This is a genomic window from Xenorhabdus anantnagensis (genome assembly GCF_028598555.1).
Taxonomy (GTDB): Bacteria; Pseudomonadota; Gammaproteobacteria; order Enterobacterales; family Enterobacteriaceae; genus Xenorhabdus; species Xenorhabdus anantnagensis.
In genome coordinates, this window is the sequence record NZ_JAQRFN010000003.1 from 192883 (window position 1) to 210619 (window position 17737).

15 protein-coding genes are annotated in these 17737 nt (G+C 42.9%); 11 read left to right on the forward strand and 4 right to left on the reverse strand.

The window, feature by feature from the left end; genetic code table 11:
• Nucleotides 1-184 precede the first annotated feature (184 nt).
• From dnaK to PSI14_RS03955, 3 genes are all read left to right on the forward strand, one after another.
• Nucleotides 185-2095, forward strand: a complete 1911-nt coding sequence (gene dnaK / locus PSI14_RS03945) for a molecular chaperone DnaK (RefSeq protein WP_273574513.1) — start codon at nucleotides 185-187, stop codon at nucleotides 2093-2095.
• A gap of 228 nt (nucleotides 2096-2323) precedes the next feature.
• A complete protein-coding gene (gene dnaJ / locus PSI14_RS03950; RefSeq protein ID WP_273574514.1) occupies nucleotides 2324-3460 on the forward strand; it encodes a molecular chaperone DnaJ in 1137 nt (378 codons plus the stop codon).
• A 252-nt stretch (nucleotides 3461-3712) separates the two neighbouring features.
• Complete coding sequence (locus PSI14_RS03955; RefSeq protein WP_273574515.1) at nucleotides 3713-4519, forward strand: hypothetical protein; 807 nt, start codon at nucleotides 3713-3715, stop codon at nucleotides 4517-4519.
• A 55-nt stretch (nucleotides 4520-4574) separates the two neighbouring features.
• On the opposite strand, the gene PSI14_RS03960 is transcribed toward PSI14_RS03955, so the two are convergent.
• Nucleotides 4575-5420 (reverse strand): DMT family transporter, encoded by an 846-nt coding sequence (locus tag PSI14_RS03960; RefSeq protein WP_273574516.1) that lies wholly within the window; start codon nucleotides 5418-5420, stop codon nucleotides 4575-4577.
• A gap of 205 nt (nucleotides 5421-5625) precedes the next feature.
• On the opposite strand from PSI14_RS03960, the gene nhaA reads away from it, so the two are divergent.
• Together nhaA and nhaR are read left to right on the forward strand one after the other, a co-directional pair.
• Nucleotides 5626-6807 carry a Na+/H+ antiporter NhaA gene (gene nhaA, locus PSI14_RS03965; RefSeq protein WP_273574517.1) on the forward strand — a complete coding sequence of 394 codons (1182 nt, stop codon included), beginning with the start codon at nucleotides 5626-5628 and terminating at the stop codon, nucleotides 6805-6807.
• A 217-nt stretch (nucleotides 6808-7024) separates the two neighbouring features.
• Nucleotides 7025-7957, forward strand: a complete 933-nt coding sequence (gene nhaR, locus PSI14_RS03970; protein ID WP_273574518.1) for a transcriptional activator NhaR — start codon at nucleotides 7025-7027, stop codon at nucleotides 7955-7957.
• Between the two features lie 110 nt (nucleotides 7958-8067).
• Here nhaR and rpsT read toward each other — a convergent pair whose 3' ends face one another.
• A complete protein-coding gene (gene rpsT, locus PSI14_RS03975) occupies nucleotides 8068-8328 on the reverse strand; it encodes a 30S ribosomal protein S20 (RefSeq protein WP_273574519.1) in 261 nt (86 codons plus the stop codon).
• Nucleotides 8329-8676: 348 nt separating this feature from the next.
• Between rpsT and ribF the strand changes: the two genes are divergently transcribed.
• From ribF to ispH, 5 genes are all read left to right on the forward strand, one after another.
• Nucleotides 8677-9621: a bifunctional riboflavin kinase/FAD synthetase gene (ribF, locus tag PSI14_RS03980; RefSeq protein ID WP_273574520.1), complete on the forward strand. Its 945-nt coding sequence runs from the start codon at nucleotides 8677-8679 to the stop codon at nucleotides 9619-9621.
• Nucleotides 9622-9773: 152 nt separating this feature from the next.
• Nucleotides 9774-12587 carry an isoleucine--tRNA ligase gene (ileS, locus tag PSI14_RS03985; protein ID WP_273574521.1) on the forward strand — a complete coding sequence of 938 codons (2814 nt, stop codon included), beginning with the start codon at nucleotides 9774-9776 and terminating at the stop codon, nucleotides 12585-12587.
• On the forward strand, nucleotides 12587-13099 hold the full coding sequence (gene lspA, locus PSI14_RS03990; protein ID WP_273574522.1) for a signal peptidase II: 513 nt from the start codon (nucleotides 12587-12589) through the stop codon (nucleotides 13097-13099). The genes ileS and lspA overlap by 1 nt, the downstream gene beginning before the upstream one ends.
• A gap of 239 nt (nucleotides 13100-13338) precedes the next feature.
• Nucleotides 13339-13809: an FKBP-type peptidyl-prolyl cis-trans isomerase gene (gene fkpB / locus PSI14_RS03995; protein ID WP_273574523.1), complete on the forward strand. Its 471-nt coding sequence runs from the start codon at nucleotides 13339-13341 to the stop codon at nucleotides 13807-13809.
• Nucleotides 13790-14743 carry a 4-hydroxy-3-methylbut-2-enyl diphosphate reductase gene (gene ispH / locus PSI14_RS04000; protein WP_273574524.1) on the forward strand — a complete coding sequence of 318 codons (954 nt, stop codon included), beginning with the start codon at nucleotides 13790-13792 and terminating at the stop codon, nucleotides 14741-14743. Before fkpB ends, ispH begins: the two co-directional genes overlap by 20 nt.
• A gap of 123 nt (nucleotides 14744-14866) precedes the next feature.
• On the opposite strand, the gene PSI14_RS04005 is transcribed toward ispH, so the two are convergent.
• Nucleotides 14867-15562 (reverse strand): GNAT family N-acetyltransferase, encoded by a 696-nt coding sequence (locus PSI14_RS04005; protein ID WP_273574525.1) that lies wholly within the window; start codon nucleotides 15560-15562, stop codon nucleotides 14867-14869.
• Nucleotides 15563-15840: 278 nt separating this feature from the next.
• The gene (locus PSI14_RS04010; RefSeq protein ID WP_273574526.1) at nucleotides 15841-16482 is read right to left on the reverse strand and encodes an alanyl-tRNA editing protein; all 642 of its coding nucleotides are present in this window, start codon (nucleotides 16480-16482) and stop codon (nucleotides 15841-15843) included.
• Nucleotides 16483-16576: 94 nt separating this feature from the next.
• Here PSI14_RS04010 and PSI14_RS04015 point away from each other — a divergent pair, with 94 nt between their 5' ends.
• Nucleotides 16577-17530 carry a LysR family transcriptional regulator gene (locus PSI14_RS04015; protein ID WP_273574527.1) on the forward strand — a complete coding sequence of 318 codons (954 nt, stop codon included), beginning with the start codon at nucleotides 16577-16579 and terminating at the stop codon, nucleotides 17528-17530.
• Nucleotides 17531-17737: the final 207 nt, after the last annotated feature.

Below are 17737 nucleotides of genomic sequence, written 5' to 3' on the forward strand. Positions count from 1 at the left end.
CTTGATGATGAGATGAATGACCCCATCTAAGTCTCAACTACAGTTACTACTGAATATTTCAGCATTAGCTGAAAAAAATAAAATGAGGAATTTCTGGCAAACAGAGCCATTGAAAAGAAAACATTCGTCCTCATATAGCTTAGTAACTTGACCGAATATATGAATTCTTTGTGGAGGCGTTTAGATGGGTAAAATTATTGGTATCGACTTGGGAACTACCAACTCTTGTGTAGCAATTATGGACGGCACAACTGCTCGTGTGCTTGAAAACAGCGAAGGTGACCGTACCACACCTTCCATCATCGCATATACTCAGGATGGTGAAACTCTGGTTGGTCAACCAGCTAAACGTCAGGCTGTTACTAACCCGCAAAATACTCTGTTCGCCATCAAACGTTTGATCGGCCGTCGTTTTCAGGACGAAGAAGTACAGCGTGACGAATCCATCATGCCATACAAAATCATGGCGGCGGATAATGGCGATGCATGGCTGGAAGTGAAAGGCCAGAAAATAGCACCACCTCAGATCTCCGCTGAAGTTCTGAAAAAAATGAAGAAAACAGCAGAAGACTATCTGGGTGAACCAATAACCGAAGCGGTTATCACTGTTCCTGCATACTTCAACGATGCACAGCGTCAGGCAACTAAAGACGCTGGCCGTATCGCAGGTCTCGAAGTTAAGCGTATCATCAACGAACCAACCGCGGCTGCTCTGGCTTACGGTCTGGACAAAGAAGTGGGCAACCGCACCATCGCGGTTTATGACCTGGGTGGCGGTACTTTCGATATCTCTATCATCGAAATCGATGAAGTTGATGGCGAAAAAACTTATGAAGTTCTGGCAACCAACGGTGATACTCACTTGGGTGGTGAAGACTTCGACAGCCGCATGATCAACTATCTGGTTGATGAGTTCAAAAAAGAACAAGGCATCGATCTGCGCAATGACCCACTGGCAATGCAGCGTCTGAAAGAAGCGGCAGAAAAAGCGAAAATCGAACTTTCTTCTGCACAACAGACTGACGTGAACCTGCCATACATCACAGCAGATGCAACCGGTCCTAAGCACATGAACATTAAAGTGACTCGTGCAAAACTGGAATCTCTGGTTGAAGACTTGGTTAAACGTTCTATCGAGCCGCTGAAAGTTGCACTGAATGACGCAGGTCTGTCTGTATCTGACGTTCAGGACGTTATTCTGGTTGGCGGTCAGACCCGTATGCCAATGGTGCAGAAAGCGGTTGCAGATTTCTTCGGCAAAGAGCCACGTAAAGACGTGAACCCGGACGAAGCAGTTGCAATGGGTGCAGCGGTTCAGGGCGGTGTATTGGCAGGTGACGTGAAAGACGTTCTGCTGCTGGACGTAACGCCACTGTCTCTGGGTATCGAAACCATGGGCGGCGTGATGACTTCCCTGATTACTAAGAACACCACCATCCCAACCAAGCATAGCCAAGTGTTCTCTACAGCGGAAGACAACCAATCTGCGGTAACTATCCACGTACTGCAAGGTGAGCGTAAGCGTGCCAACGATAACAAATCTCTGGGTCAGTTCAACCTGGATGGTATTCAGCCAGCGATGCGTGGAACTCCACAGATTGAAGTGACTTTCGACATCGATGCTGACGGTATCCTGCACGTTTCTGCGAAAGACAAAAACTCTGGTCGTGAGCAAAACATCACCATCAAGGCATCTTCTGGTCTGAACGAAGAAGAAATCCAGCAGATGGTACGCGACGCTGAAGCAAACGCAGAAGCTGACCGTAAGTTTGAAGAGCTGGTTCAGATTCGTAACCAAGCTGACCAACTGGTTCACGGCACTCGCAAGCAAGTTGAAGAAGCCGGTGACAAACTGACTGCTGACGATAAAGCTGCAATCGAGAAAGCAACTTCTGAGCTGGAAACTGCGGCGAAGAGCGAAGACAAAGCTGAAATCGAAGCGAAGATCCAAGCTCTGGTTGAAGCATCCAAGAAATTGCTGGAAATCGCACAGCAGCAAGCACAAGCTGGTGCTACCGATGCTGGTGCAAGCAACGCGAAGAAAGAAGACGACGTTGTAGATGCTGAATTCGAAGAAGTTAAAGACAAAAAATAATAGTAGCCCTTAAGCCCAATAGGTTTCGAGTTGCATCAAGGCGGCAAGCGATTGAAACCCAGTCACACAGATAACATGTGACTGGGTTAAATGAGCAAAACCAGCAAAGAGTCAATTTGAAAGATGAAGGGAATAGCGGGCAAAGTAACAGGCCTCTGTTACTTGTTAACTGCACGGGCGTTGAGGTAACTCTACGCCCGTGCGTGCGTATTAAGGGTAAACAATACGATGGCAAAAAAAGATTATTACGAAGTTTTGGGAGTTTCCAAAACCGCAGACGAAAAAGAGATCAAAAAAGCCTATAAACGGCTGGCCATGAAATATCATCCTGACCGTAATCAGGGCGATAAAGATGCAGAAAGTAAATTCAAAGAAATTAAAGAAGCGTATGAGATCCTGACGGATTCTCAGAAACGTGCCGCTTATGACCAATATGGTCATGCTGCCTTTGAACATGGTGGTATGGGTGGTGGTGCAGGTGGTTTCGGTGGCGGAGCTGACTTTAGCGATATCTTTGGTGACGTTTTCGGAGATATTTTCGGTGGTGGCCGTCGTCAGCAGCGCCCTAGCCGTGGCTCAGACCTGCGTTACAGCATGGAATTAACCCTGGAAGAAGCTGTCCGTGGTGTGACCAAAGAGATCCGTATTCCAACACTGGAATCTTGTGATACCTGTCATGGCAGCGGAGCCAAGGCGGGCACCAGCCCACAAACTTGTCCAACCTGTCACGGTGCAGGCCAAGTACAAATGCGCCAAGGGTTCTTCGCCGTTCAGCAACCTTGCCCTCAGTGTCATGGACGCGGAAGCATCATCAAAGAGCCGTGTGGCAAATGTCATGGACATGGTCGCGTTGAAAAATACAAAACTCTGTCTGTCAAAATTCCGGCTGGTGTCGATACCGGTGATCGCATTCGTTTGAGTGGTGAAGGTGAAGCAGGTGAACAGGGTGCACCAGCGGGGGATTTGTACGTTCAGGTTCAAGTCAAGGCTCACCATATCTTCGAACGCGATGGCAGCAACCTTTACTGTGAAGTGCCAATTAACTTTGCAACAGCAGCATTGGGTGGCGAAATTGAAGTTCCGACCCTTGATGGTCGCGTCAGCCTGAAAATCCCTGCGGAAACCCAGACTGGCAAACTATTCCGCATGAAAGGCAAAGGTGTTAAATCCGTCCGTGGCGGCGTTCAAGGCGACTTGATGTGCCGTGTCGTGGTAGAAACACCGGTTAAGCTAAATGAAGAACAAAAAGAACTGATGCGCAAACTGGGCGAATCTCTGGGTGGAAAAAGTGGGGAAAATAATAGCCCTCGTTCCAAAAGCTTCCTCGATGGCGTGAAAAAATTTTTTGATGATTTGACAAAGTAATTTAACACTTTGCAAAATATCTAATAATAAGTCCTCCTGAACATTTTGTAGTTTATTGATGTTCAGGGGGATTTTTTATTTATTGGATTTTTTTATTTTAAATAAATTAAATTATTTTATTTCTTAATTGTTTTTTAATATTACGTTTTTTTATTAATGTTGCATTTTATTTAAAAAAAGTAGAAAGTATCATCTTAAAATATCCACATACAAATAATATGATTTAAATACAATAATAATGAGGATGTTAAAATGATTCAGCATATATTACATCACGCGATTGAATATTCTCACTCTGCTTTTCCAGGCAAAACTACAAATATCTCTTATTTTAATATTGAGAATCAATCCGAAGATCGAAAAAAAAGATATTCTATAAAAAACACTGGAATCAGACAGCAAAAACTTGGAAAACTTCAAGAAAAATTATATTATCTTAGAACCGATGAGGAAAAATATGATCATATAATGAGCGAAAGAAAAAATGATGCTTTATTGGTTGGAAATTGTAAAGAATTATCTCTTATTGCATTTATGTATTTAGCAAAAGAAAAGGCAAGCAATATATATCATTTATATAAAAATTCTTTTACTGCAAATAAATCGGGGGAAATACACGATATTTACATTGAGGTTCTTGCTGCCGCCCCTCTGTCAAGATATGATCACTGTTTTGTCATGCTTTATTACCCTCCTCATACCTATGATAAAAAATTTCAAAATAAAAAAATAGACGAAGAATACAATATACTCCCGAGTGGAGCATGGATATGCGATCCATGGGCAAATATAGTTTGTTTATCTGAAAATTATGATACACATTGGAAAAGCAAAATGGCTAGCTGGGCAAAAGATGGAAAATATTTGGCTTTAGGAAGTGCTTCTATTTCCTCAAATTATAAAAATACAGAACTGTCGCCATTGGAAAGTCGGGGTCATCCTTTATATGCAAATACATTTAATATGATAGAAAATAGTAAAAAGAAGGTGTTACATAAGGCTATTATAAAACCTGATGGTTCGACTGAAATATTAAAATTTCAATGCGCTATCCGATGAAATTACTCAAAACGAATTGGAATCTCTAAGTTTCTATTTATTACTTAGAGATCCATTACCCTAATTTAGTACTAACAATCCCAATAATAATCACAACACAAGCCAATAATCTCATTTTGCTAAACGGTTCCCGCAAAATAAAAACCGACAACAGCATCGCAAACAGCACGCTGGTTTCACGCAATGCCGCAACCATTACAATTGGGGCATGGCTCATCGCCCAAATGACAATGCCATAACTCAACAATTGCATCAGCCCACCCAATAATCCTTGCTTCCAAAATTGACGAATATTTTGCCCGATCTTGTGGCGATACTTGAAATACATAATGACACCCATTGACCAGCCGTGTATGGCAAATAGCCACAAGATATAGGTTAAGGCGTTATCACTGGCACGAGAGCCAATGCCATCAGATAAGGTATAGCAAGCCGTAAAAACTGAGGTTATTAGCGCAGCAATTAATGCTCGGCTATCCATCTGAAATGATTTTTTCCCTTTGGGAAATGCGATCAAAATAATCCCTGTAATAATTAAGCCAATACCCAACATACCAAGAGGCGGTAATACTTCCTGCAATATAATCCAACTCAAGAAGACAGTAATTAACGGCGCACTTCCTCTGGCAATAGGATATACCTGACTTAAATCCCCTGTAGCATAAGAACGGCTCAGGAACAGGCAGTAACCGATATGCAGGATGGAAGACAATACTAGCCATGGCAAGGAAGAGAGAGTTGGCAATCCTACCCAGGATAATCCGGCTGTTGAAATCAGGCCAGCAAAAAAAACGATGATTGATATACCCAAAAATCTGTCAGCACTGATTTTGACTAAAACGTTCCAACTCGCATGTAGCAGAGCAGCACCGAGAACAGATAATAATAGGAATGTTGTCATGAGATACTTTAATCAATTGTTAATAAATAGCTGATAAAAGCAGCTTTTGATTCTGATTGCAATATACTCATTCCCAAAAAAATGTTAATTTCATCTTGTTATAATTCGTATATGACGAACAATTTCGCACAAATAATCTGCTTTTTCCGATGTCATGACTATCATAACATTATTATTTCGATCAATTTCATAGGTTAATTTATCCATGACTGCAATCATTCGCCAATTTTTGAAATTAGAGGCAGCAGGAGGAATCATTCTCATCATTGCCGCTATTGTTGCGCTGGTTATGGCGAATACGCCATTGCAGGGTATTTATCATCAATTTCTCAATCTTCCTGTTGCAGTACAATTCGCAGCATTGGAAATCAACAAGCCATTATTACTCTGGATAAATGATGGGTTAATGGCGGTATTTTTCCTGATTGTCGGGCTGGAAGTAAAGCGGGAACTCATGGAAGGCTCGCTTGCTGGCCGTGACAAAGCAATTTTTCCAGCCATTGCAGCGCTTGGAGGGATGCTGGCTCCTGCTTTGATCTATCTACTGTTTAATGGCAGTGATGAGATCACACGACAAGGCTGGGCAATTCCCGCAGCAACAGATATTGCTTTTGCACTTGGGATCATGGCCTTGCTGGGGAAACGCGTTCCCACCGCATTGAAAGTATTTTTACTTGCGCTGGCGATCATTGATGATTTAGGTGTGATTATTATTATCGCTTTGTTCTATACCAAAACAGTGTCTCTGGGAGAATTAGGTCTGGCGGCTGCCATGATTGTGCTGCTGGTCTGGATGAATTGGAAAGGAATAACTAAAACATCTGCTTATCTGGTTGTTGGTGTTGTTTTATGGGTATGTATCTTGAAATCGGGTATTCACGCCACGTTAGCTGGCGTTATCGTCGGATTCTTGATACCGCTTCGCGACAAAAAAGGCGAATCACCTTCTGAAACACTGGAACATGAATTGCATCCATGGGTAGCTTATTTAATCCTGCCACTGTTTGCTTTTGCTAATGCTGGCATTTCATTGCAGGGCGTCACACTAAATGGCTTAACAAGTATGCTGCCTATGGGAATTGCATTTGGTCTATTTATTGGCAAGCCATTGGGTATTTTCCTGTTTAGCTGGATTTCCGTAAAACTGGGAATAGCTAAGCTGCCGGAAAAAATCCGCATGGGACACATTTTCGCGGTTTCCGTACTGTGTGGGATCGGTTTTACCATGTCTATCTTTATTTCTGGTCTGGCATTTGAAGGGCTAAATGACGACTTCAGTACCTACTCCCGCTTAGGAATATTGATTGGCTCTACAACCGCAGCTTTCGCTGGTTATGGATTACTAAGGGCATTATTGCCGAAGAAAAACACCCAAGAAAAAACGTAGCCAAAAGCAAATGAATAGACTAATTTAAGCGCAAAAAAATAAGAAAGAATTTCCGAAGTAATTCATCCTCTTTATATTCGCGGCAAAACATTTATAGCTGCTATGCCGTGAATATTTCGTGTATCAATAGAAAAATAGGAAAACGCCATAATCTGGCGACCTGAAATGTATGGTTACGGCTGTTATGCAGGCGTGAGATATACACAAGGATAAATATATGCAGGTTTCACATTTAAATTTTAACCATCTCTATTATTTTTGGCATGTTTGCAAGGAAGGCTCTGTTGTGGGCGCAGCAGAAGCACTATATCTGACACCACAAACCATTACAGGGCAGATAAAAGCGTTAGAAGAGCGTCTGAATGGGAAATTATTCAAGCGTCAAGGAAGAGGCTTAGTGCCCTCAGAGCTGGGGCAATTGATTTTCCGCTATGCAGATAAAATGTTTACACTCAGTCAGGAAATGCTGGACATCGTTACTTATAGCCGAGAATCAAACCTGCTGTTTGATGTAGGAGTCGCTGATGCACTATCCAAGCGTTTGGTCAGCAAGGTACTGGAAACTACCGTTGTGGAGCATGAAAAAATCCACTTGCGTTGTTTTGAATCGACACATGAAATGCTGCTTGAGCAACTTAGCCAGCATAAATTGGATATGATCCTCTCTGATTGTCCAGTGGATTCTTCTCAACAGGAAGGCTTATTTTCCGTGAAATTGGGGGAATGCAATATTAGTTTTTATTGCCGCCAGCCGATCCCAGAAAAGCCCTTTCCTGAATGTTTGGAAGAACGTCGCTTATTGATTCCTGGTCGCCGCTCCATGCTGGGCAGAAAGCTCCTGACATGGATTCGTAATAAAAACCTTCAAGTTGAAGTGTTGGGCGAATTTGATGATGCTGCCTTGATGAAAGCATTTGGTATGTATCACAATGCCATTTTCATTGCGCCTTCTTTCTATGCCAATGATATTTTTGCAGATAGTGATATTATTGAGATAGGTCGATTGGATGCTGTACAGGAAGAATATTATGTCATCTTTGCAGAGCGCATGATTCAGCACCCGGCAGTCCAGCGAGTATGTAACAAAGACTTTTCTGCTTTATTCAGTTCTCCACCAAAAAGTCGCCCTGAAAAAACTTTAAAGCTGTGACATAAAAATCGTGACCTTAAAGTTATTATCTTAAAATCAATACACTAAAACTAACAGATACAAAAAAACCGGCTTAAAGCCGGTTTTTTTAGCACCATCAAAACAAATGATTACATTGCTTTGATTTGTGCTGCCAGAGCAGATTTATGACGTGCTGCTTTATTTTTGTGGATCAGACCCTTACAGGCGTGACGATCAACAATTGGTTGCATGTCATTGAATGCTTTCTGTGCAGCTTCTTTATCGCCAGTAGCGATAGCCGCGTATACTTTCTTGATAAAAGTACGCACCATAGAACGACGGCTTGCGTTGTGCTGACGGCGTTTCTCAGACTGTACGACGCGTTTCTTAGCTGATTTGATATTAGCCAAGGTCCAACTCCCAAATATATTCTATCGAGGACAATTCAAAGGCCGAGGAATATGCCTGTTCAGCCTTCTTTTGTCAATGGATTTGTGCAAATAAACGTCGCTGTACGACGACGCTGCTTACGTTGTGATGGGGCAGGATTTTATCAGCTTACTGAGAGGGAATACAGTCCTTCGCAATAAAAAACTGAGTGAATCACAGAGAAATGCAATAAATTAATTATTTTTCGGGCATCTAGCCTATTTTTATTGTATGAATCAGGTTATTAATTAAAACCCTTTGTGATCGTGGGTTAACCTTGAGCTTTGTACAAGGTATAATCCGACAATTTCCACGGTATTGAGCCAGCTATGGAGCTAATTCGCGGTATACACAATATCCGGGCGCGTCACCATGGTTGCGTGCTGACGATTGGTAATTTTGATGGTGTCCATCGCGGGCACCTGGCTTTACTAAAACACTTGAAGCAAGAAGGGCAGCGTCTCGGATTACCGACAATGGTCATGATTTTCGAACCGCAGCCTCTGGAAGTTTTTGCTACAGATAAAGCGCCAGCCCGCCTGACAAGGCTGAGAGATAAGATAAAGTATTTAGCCCAAAATGGCGTTGATTATCTGTTATGTGTGAAATTTGACAAATATTTTGCTGCTAACTCACCTGAAGCCTTTGTTTCACAGTTGCTCGTTAAAAAACTGGGTGTTAAGTTTCTGGCAATAGGAGATGATTTCCGTTTTGGCAAAAATCGCTTCGGAGATTTCCACTATTTGCAGCAAGCAGGTAAACAATACAATTTTGATGTCGCCAGCACAGACAGTTTTTGTGACAGCGGTCTTAGGATCAGCAGTACAGCCATTCGTCAGGCACTGCAAAATGATGACCTGGCCTTGGCCGAAATATTACTGGGACACCCTTACAGCATCAGTGGCAGAGTCGTTCACGGTAAGCAATTGGGGCGTACCATTGGTTTTCCCACAGCTAACTTACCGTTGAGACGTCTAGTTACGCCTGTTAAGGGTGTTTATGCTGTTGAAGTCCACGGATTGGGCGATAACCCCCTACCGGGCGTTGCAAACATAGGCAATCGCCCTACAGTTGCAGGCCAGGGCCAGCAACTTGAAGTGCATTTGATTGATACCCAAATGGATCTGTATGGGCGTCATATTGATGTAGTATTACGCAAAAAATTACGTAATGAGCAGCGATTTGCTTCGCTTGATGCGCTTAAACAGCAAATCGCAAATGATGTGATTGCTGCGAGGAACTATCTCTTGCAGCTATCCGAGTCATGTATCTGATATCCAATAGATTTCAAGTTATAGCGCGACGGCAAGTGAGTAAATCCCCAAGAACATAACGCATTATGTGACTGGGATGAGAGAACACAGCCAACAAAGTAGCAACTTGAAAGATGAAGGATATAGCGGAAAATTGGAACTGAGAATCTATAATGAGTGACTACAAAGACACCCTGAATTTACCGGAAACAGGGTTCCCTATGCGCGGGGATTTAGCCAAGCGCGAACCAGATATGTTAAAACGTTGGTACAAAGAAGGTTTGTATCAGGCAATTAGAAAAGCAAAATCTGGCAAAAAAACGTTTATCTTGCATGATGGCCCTCCATATGCAAACGGCGATATTCATATTGGTCACTCAGTTAATAAAATTCTCAAAGATATTGTCGTTAAGTCCAAAGGGCTATCAGGCTTCGATTCGCCTTATATTCCAGGTTGGGACTGCCACGGTTTGCCTATTGAGCTCAAGGTTGAGCAAATTATCGGTAAGCCGGGAGAGAAATTTTCCGCCGCTGAATTCCGTGCTGAGTGCCGCAAATATGCCATGACTCAAGTCGAAGCACAAAAAGCGGGCTTCAAGCGTCTGGGCGTACTGGGTGATTGGGATAAACCTTACCTGACCATGGACTTCAAAACTGAAGCAGACATCATTCGGGCACTGGGTCGCATTATCAAAAATGGGCATTTGCTGAAAGGCGTAAAACCCGTTCACTGGTGTACTGACTGTGGTTCCTCCCTCGCTGAGGCAGAAGTTGAATACTACGATAAAACTTCCCCTTCCATTGACGTACGCTTCGCTGCCGTTGGTGCTGATGCCATATACGCCAAATTTGACGCACAGCACCTCAACCTGCCAGTTTCTCTGGTTATCTGGACAACCACACCGTGGACATTACCCGCTAACCGAGCGATTTCACTGAATGCTGAAATTACATATCAGTTGGTTAAAGTTGAAGATGAATGTCTGATTCTGGCGGCGGAATTGGTTGAATCCGTCATGCAACGTGCTGGTATCACTTCATGGGAAGTCGTCAGTGATTGCACAGGTGCAGAGCTGGAACTGCTACGCTTCAAGCATCCATTCATGGGTTATGATGTTCCTGTCATTCTGGGCGATCATGTTACACTTGAAGCAGGTACAGGTGCGGTGCATACCGCTGGTGGTCACGGCCCTGATGACTACAGTATCAGCCTGAAATACAATCTTGAAATCGCCAATCCTGTTGGCCCGAATGGTTGTTATATCTCTGGCACTCATCCTTCACTGGATGGTCAGTTTGTTTTCAAAGCGAACGATATCATCGTTGAACTGCTGAAAGAAAAAGGCGCATTACTGAGTCTGGCAAAAATCCAGCACAGCTACCCTTGCTGTTGGCGCCACAAAAAACCAATCATCTTCCGTGCAACACCTCAATGGTTCATCAGCATGGACAAAAATGGTTTGCGTGAACAGTCGCTGAAAGAGATCAAAGATGTTCAGTGGATCCCAGGCTGGGGACAGGCGCGTATCGAATCCATGGTAGAAAACCGTCCGGACTGGTGTATCTCCCGCCAACGTACATGGGGTGTACCAATGTCTCTGTTTATTCATAAAGAGACACAAGAGCCACATCCACGTACCGTTGAATTGATTGAAGAAGTCGCCAAGCGCGTTGAAGTGGATGGTATTCAGGCATGGTGGGATCTGGACGCAGTAGAATTGTTGGGTGATGAGGCCGCTGATTACACCAAAGCGCCGGATACACTGGACGTCTGGTTTGATTCAGGAAGCACCCACTCTTCTGTTGTCGATACTCGTCCAGAATTCCACGGCAATTCAGCCGATATCTATCTGGAAGGCTCTGACCAGCACCGTGGCTGGTTCATGTCCTCACTGATGCTATCCACTGCGATCAAAGGCAAAGCCCCTTACCGTCAGGTGCTGACTCATGGTTTCACCGTTGATGAGCAAGGACGTAAGATGTCCAAATCCATCGGCAATACCGTCAGCCCACAGGATGTGATGAACAAACTGGGAGCAGATATCCTGCGTTTATGGGTAGCATCCACCGATTACAGCGGTGAAATTGCTGTTTCTGACGAGATCCTGAAACGCTCTGCCGATGCTTACCGCCGTATCCGCAATACCGCCCGCTTCCTGTTGGCAAACCTGAATGGCTTCAACCCAGAAGAGCACATGGTAAAAGCAGAAGATATGGTCGTTCTGGATCGCTGGGCAGTAGGCCGCGCTCAGGCAGCACAGGCAGATATCCTCAAATACTATGACGAGTATGATTTCCACTCCGTAGTTCAACGCTTGATGCAATTTTGTTCCGTGGAAATGGGTTCGTTCTATCTGGATATCATCAAAGATCGCCAGTACACCGCGAAAAATGACAGCCTTGCTCGTCGTAGCTGCCAAACGGCATTGTTCCATATCTCAGAAGCACTGGTTCGCTGGATGACACCGATTCTGTCGTTCACTGCCGATGAAGTTTGGAATGAACTGCCGGGTAAACGTGCCCAATATGTCTTTACCGAAGAGTGGTATGACGGGCTGTTTGGTCTGGCAGATGGCGGAGATATGAACGATACTTTCTGGGCTGATCTGTTGGCAGTACGTGGCGAAGTGAACAAAGTTCTGGAACAGGCTCGTGCTGACAAACATATCCGCAGTTCTCTGGAAGCGGCTGTCACGCTCTATGCAGATGAAGCATTAGCAGAAAAACTCAGCAAACTGTCTGATGAACTGCGTTTTGTTCTGCTGACCTCTCAGACTGAAGTTGCAGATTATGCAACCGCCGACGAGAATGCGCAGCAAAGCGAACTTGCTGGCCTGAAAGTGTCCTTCCGCAAAGCAGACGGAGAAAAATGTCCACGTTGCTGGCACTATGCTAAAAATGTGGGTCTGGTGGCGGAACATGCTGAACTTTGTGGCCGCTGTGTGACTAACGTTGCCGGTAACGGTGAAGAGCGTAAATTTGCCTGATGAATAAGCCCATTTGTTCCACCGGACTGCGCTGGCTTTGGCTGGTTGCTGTGGTATTAATACTGGATTTGGGAAGTAAATACTTAGTATTGCAGCATTTCACGCTGCACGAATCCATTCCACTGATACCTTATTTCAACCTGACTTATGCCCAGAATTTAGGGGCAGCTTTCAGTTTTCTGGCCGATAAGGGCGGCTGGCAGCGCTGGTTCTTTGCATTGGTGGCAATTGCCATTACGGTTGTATTGCTGGTGATAATGTATCGTTCTAACGCTAAGCAGAAACTGAGCAATATTGCCTACGCCTTAGTGATTGGTGGGGCATTGGGGAACTTGTTCGATAGGTTGGTGCATGGCTTTGTTGTCGATTTCATCGATTTTTACGTCGGGGAATGGCACTGGCCTACCTTTAATATTGCAGATTCTGCAATTTGCATCGGGGCTGTTCTCATCATTATAGAGAGCTTTATCACCCCTGATGACAAGGGCAAGAAAGCGGCCTCGAAAGCATAATTCACTAAAAGAAATAGTTACTGAAAAAGTAGTCATTGAAAAATAGTCATTGAAAAAATAGTCATTGAAAGAAATGGCTATTGAAAGAATGATAATAAATCAGCCCCAGTTTTGTGAGCTGGGGCTGAAAACTTCATCTATACCCAATAAATTTCAAGTGGTAACGCAGGCAACAAAACAAAAACTTGGAAGATGAAAGGTATACTTGCAATCGTTTTTAAGTAAAAGGTTTGAGCAACATGTCAATGCAGGTGCAAGCGCACAGTGCAGTTTTGTTACATTTCACATTAAAGCTGGATGATGGCTCTACGGCAGACTCGACTTACAGTCAAGGCAAGCCCGCTTTATTCCGCCTTGGTGATGGAAGTCTCTCTGCCCCACTGGAACAACAACTTCTTGGTTTGAAAGTCGGTGATAAACACCAGTTTACTCTGGCTGGAGAAACCATTTTTGGCAAACACAACCCTGATTTAGTCCAATACTTCACTCCTCGTGATTTTTCCGACGCCGGTATCCCAGAAGTAGGAACCATCATGTTATTTACAGCCATGAACGGCAGTGAAATGCCGGGGCTTGTCAAAGAAGTCGCTGAAGGTTCCATTATTGTTGATTTTAACCATCCACTGGCTGACCAAAACATCACTTTTGAGATTGAAGTGTTGGAAATTGACCCTCAGTTGGAGGAAACCCATGCAAATATTGCTGGCTAACCCTCGTGGTTTCTGTGCTGGTGTTGATCGTGCCATCAGCATCGTAGAACGAGCACTGGAATTATACGGTGCCCCTATTTATGTTCGCCATGAAGTGGTGCATAACCGCTATGTGGTTGACGATCTCAGAAATCGTGGCGCTATTTTCATTGAAGAAATATCAGAAGTCCCTGATGGCGCGATTCTGATCTTCTCCGCACATGGTGTTTCCCAAGCCATTCGTGCCGAAGCTCGCTCCCGTGATTTAACTATGCTGTTTGATGCAACCTGTCCATTGGTCACCAAAGTACATATGGAAGTAGCAAGGGCGAGCCGCAAAGGTAAAGAAGCAATTTTAATCGGACATGCCGGCCATCCTGAAGTAGAAGGTACGATGGGACAATATAACAACCCCAACGGCGGCATGTATCTGGTGGAGTCACCGGAAGATGTGTGGAAACTGCAAGTCAAGGATGAAAATAACCTCAGCTTTATGACACAGACAACACTTTCTGTCGATGACACCTCAGAAGTGATTGATGCACTTAATGCAAGGTTTCCCAATATTGTCGGCCCACGCAAAGATGATATCTGCTATGCCACGACCAACCGTCAGGAAGCGGTTCGTGATCTGGCTTCAGGAGCTGATGTTGTTTTAGTTGTAGGTTCTAAAAATTCATCAAACTCAAATCGTTTGGCCGAACTTGCACAACGCGTAGGGAAACCGGCTTATTTGATTGATTCGGCAGAAGATATCAAAGAGGAATGGATTACTGGCGTAAACGCAGTAGGCGTAACAGCGGGTGCATCTGCGCCTGATATTTTGGTACAGCAGGTTATTGAACGTTTAAAGACTTTTGGTGCAGAAACGGTTAATGAACTGCATGGCCGTGAAGAAAACATTGTTTTCGAAGTACCAAAAGAGCTACGTGTCGCAGTGAAAGAGGTTAATTAACCTCAGGCTTGCGTAAATTCAAACTCGGCTTTTTCGGATTAGGGGATGTAATAAATCTCACCCCGGTACAGCTCTCACAAAAAGCCGAGTACGTTACGGTGTTTTAAGTATACCAGCTGAAATTCAACTGAGTTTATATTTATAACGATCATTTATAAAATGCCATTTAAGACTTTTAGCGGGATTTAAATACAAATAGTTTTTGCTGGTCTTACTGAATGATTCAGTAAATCCCATATTAATATATATCTGTCTAGACGCCGGTATAGGGTTGATTTTTAGATTACCGTTCATACATAATTGTTGTGATTCGTTTACCGCATGTTCTATTAGTAAAACTCCACAATTCCGAATGCCACAATGAGCGGCTATATAACTGACTTCAAGTAATGGAGTGCCAAATTCATCATCGCTAGGGGTAAGCTGTAAAACTCCTATAGGAACACCTTTGAAATAGGCAACAAAAAATAATAACTCTTGTTTTGATTCTCTTCTTTTTTCATCATTTACACCTAATTCTATATTGAGATCCATAGTACGGAAAATACCATGTGACTCTGCATGCCTTTCATTCCATTTTTTTTGCTCATTATCATATACATTATCTTTATTATGATATTGCCATTCATCATATTTCATGGTTTTTATCATTATACTATTAACTACGTTATACATTTCCTCTTCAGTAGATTTCTTTATTTTTATCCATAACCTGATGTCAAACGATGGTGATCCTATATCCGAAGTGGATTTAGAACGGTATAAAGGTTCAAATACCGAAGGACAATTAATATTAAAAGATTTTGATCTAAACCTCATCACCTTTCTCCCATACAAGATTGTAATAAAACTTACTCATTTTTACTATATTAATATCATGACCAAAGACCAGCTGCCATTGATTATTATTGTTTAATTAAAACTAATAAATAAAATAATATAATGAATTAATGACATCTTATAGGGTTAAACTCTATTTTTAAAAGGTCACTATAGATCCTTTTGTTGTAAAAAGAAAGATAACAATGCTACCAAAGTCTAATTTGAATTCAGGCTCAAGTAAAAATACAGTATTTATTATGGAAATGAATAATGAATTACGATGTAAATGCCACATCATATTGCACCGACAGTTTACCTTTCTTTTGCTGTATATCCTGTATCAAGATTCCATTTATTTTCTTTAATGACTCCACGTGTGTTCCACCACAAGGATAAGGTGTAAGCTCGCCAAAACCGACCTCCCTAAATCCATCATCACGCAGAGTAATTTGGCAAGATAAGTTTTCATCAATGAATTGGTCACATTTTTCTTGGAGCTCTTCAATTGAAAAGGCTTGTGCATTAGCTCCTGTTTTAAAAGTAACTCGACTTTCTCCAGGCCAATGGTGTGCCTTAATAGGATACCAACCCAATAATTCGACAATGTGACCAATAAGATGCCCCGCAGAATGCAATTGTGAATGTAATTGGCGACGTTTCTCATCAACACGGGCAAAGGCAATACCTGTACTCACAGGATATGTTGTGTAATGAATTATTCTGTCATTTTCTAACGTGACATGAATAACCTCCACATCATTAAGCCAGCCAGTATCACTGGGTTGGCCTCCCCCTTGAGGATGAAACGGAGTTGCTTTTAATTGAACCGCATAGCGTTGATCATCGCAGAGAGAACAATTCAGGATTTCAACTTCTCCTGTCAATATGGAACTGGATAAATAAAGGCGTTCAAACATAACTCATATTCCCTGGTATCAGCAAACTTTTCCTAATTGTATTAAATAAACTCAATTGCGATAATCCATCAAAAAACCAAATAACTTTTGACTTATGAGCACAAATAACACGATAAATTTAATGCGGGAGATGGCTATTTTCGCGAAAGTGGTTGAGACAGGCAGTTTCTCCGAAACAGCCCGTCAGCTTGCTGCCACTCCTTCTGCCATTAGCCGCTCTGTAGCCAAATTGGAAAAAGCACTGGGAACCCGCCTCTTACAGAGAACAACACGTAAACTACGTTTGAGTGAAAGTGGACAAGAAGTTTACGGGCGTTGTTTGGATATGGTAAATGCAGCTCAGGACATTATGGCCGTATCAGGGAATTTCAGTCATGAGCCACAAGGAATAATACGGGTCAGTGTACCTAAAGCGGTAGGGCGTTTCGTCGTTCATCCTCATATACCTGCTTTCCTTACCCACTATCCCAAAGTAGATGTAAATTTACGACTTGATGATCGGTATGTCGACTTGATAGATGATCAGGTTGATCTCGCGATACGAATTACAGATCAACCTCCTCCGGGTTTAATGGGACGACGTTTATTGCATATTTGGCATATTTTATGTGCAACGCCTGAATACCTTGCAGAACACGGCATTCCACAGCATCCACACGACCTGAAAACTCACAGTTGCATTTATCTTGGAGAAGAACCAGGTGATTCGCGCTGGAAATTCAGTCAGGGTAACAAAATTGCCACCGTCAATATTCATGGACGTTATGCAGCCAATCATACAGGGGTAAGGCTTGATGCCGTACTGCAACACATCGGAATTGGCAGTTTACCTTACTTTACCGCTAAACATGCTTTACAGCAGGGGCGATTAATTCAAGTTCTACCTGATTGGAACTTTAAGGCCAACTATACTGGCGAACTCTGGATACTCTATCCACCAACACGGCATTTGCCACCAAAACTTAGTGTATTCATCGAGTTTCTGACCAAATGCCTTCGTAAAGAATCCACGTCAGATAAAATAGCAGCCAAAGGTCGTAACCTATAACTATGAATTACCAGAGGCAGGAGAGTAACGACATCATATAGGATGATATCCGCTGTTTAGTTTTTTTTATAACTTCCCGTCGGAGTCCTGTTTTTCTTATTATCAGACTATAAGTCTGGCGCAGCCAGTTCTTGGCAGTTAAGCTGTAAAACAATTTCTTTAAAAAATTTCCTTTGTCACCTCAATTAAAAATGATTTACAGAGAGG

Coding starts and splice junctions, on each gene's coding strand:
- nhaR (WP_273574518.1), top strand. CDS start 7,025: ATGCAGGTTTCACATTTAAATTTTAACCATCTCTATTATTTTTGGCAT.
- ribF (WP_273574520.1), top strand. CDS start 8,677: ATGGAGCTAATTCGCGGTATACACAATATCCGGGCGCGTCACCATGGT.
- PSI14_RS04010 (WP_273574526.1), bottom strand. CDS start 16,482: ATGTTTGAACGCCTTTATTTATCCAGTTCCATATTGACAGGAGAAGTT.
- PSI14_RS03955 (WP_273574515.1), top strand. CDS start 3,713: ATGATTCAGCATATATTACATCACGCGATTGAATATTCTCACTCTGCT.
- ileS (WP_273574521.1), top strand. CDS start 9,774: ATGAGTGACTACAAAGACACCCTGAATTTACCGGAAACAGGGTTCCCT.
- nhaA (WP_273574517.1), top strand. CDS start 5,626: ATGACTGCAATCATTCGCCAATTTTTGAAATTAGAGGCAGCAGGAGGA.
- fkpB (WP_273574523.1), top strand. CDS start 13,339: ATGTCAATGCAGGTGCAAGCGCACAGTGCAGTTTTGTTACATTTCACA.
- dnaJ (WP_273574514.1), top strand. CDS start 2,324: ATGGCAAAAAAAGATTATTACGAAGTTTTGGGAGTTTCCAAAACCGCA.
- PSI14_RS04015 (WP_273574527.1), top strand. CDS start 16,577: ATGAGCACAAATAACACGATAAATTTAATGCGGGAGATGGCTATTTTC.
- lspA (WP_273574522.1), top strand. CDS start 12,587: ATGAATAAGCCCATTTGTTCCACCGGACTGCGCTGGCTTTGGCTGGTT.
- PSI14_RS03960 (WP_273574516.1), bottom strand. CDS start 5,420: ATGACAACATTCCTATTATTATCTGTTCTCGGTGCTGCTCTGCTACAT.
- PSI14_RS04005 (WP_273574525.1), bottom strand. CDS start 15,562: ATGAGGTTTAGATCAAAATCTTTTAATATTAATTGTCCTTCGGTATTT.
- ispH (WP_273574524.1), top strand. CDS start 13,790: ATGCAAATATTGCTGGCTAACCCTCGTGGTTTCTGTGCTGGTGTTGAT.
- dnaK (WP_273574513.1), top strand. CDS start 185: ATGGGTAAAATTATTGGTATCGACTTGGGAACTACCAACTCTTGTGTA.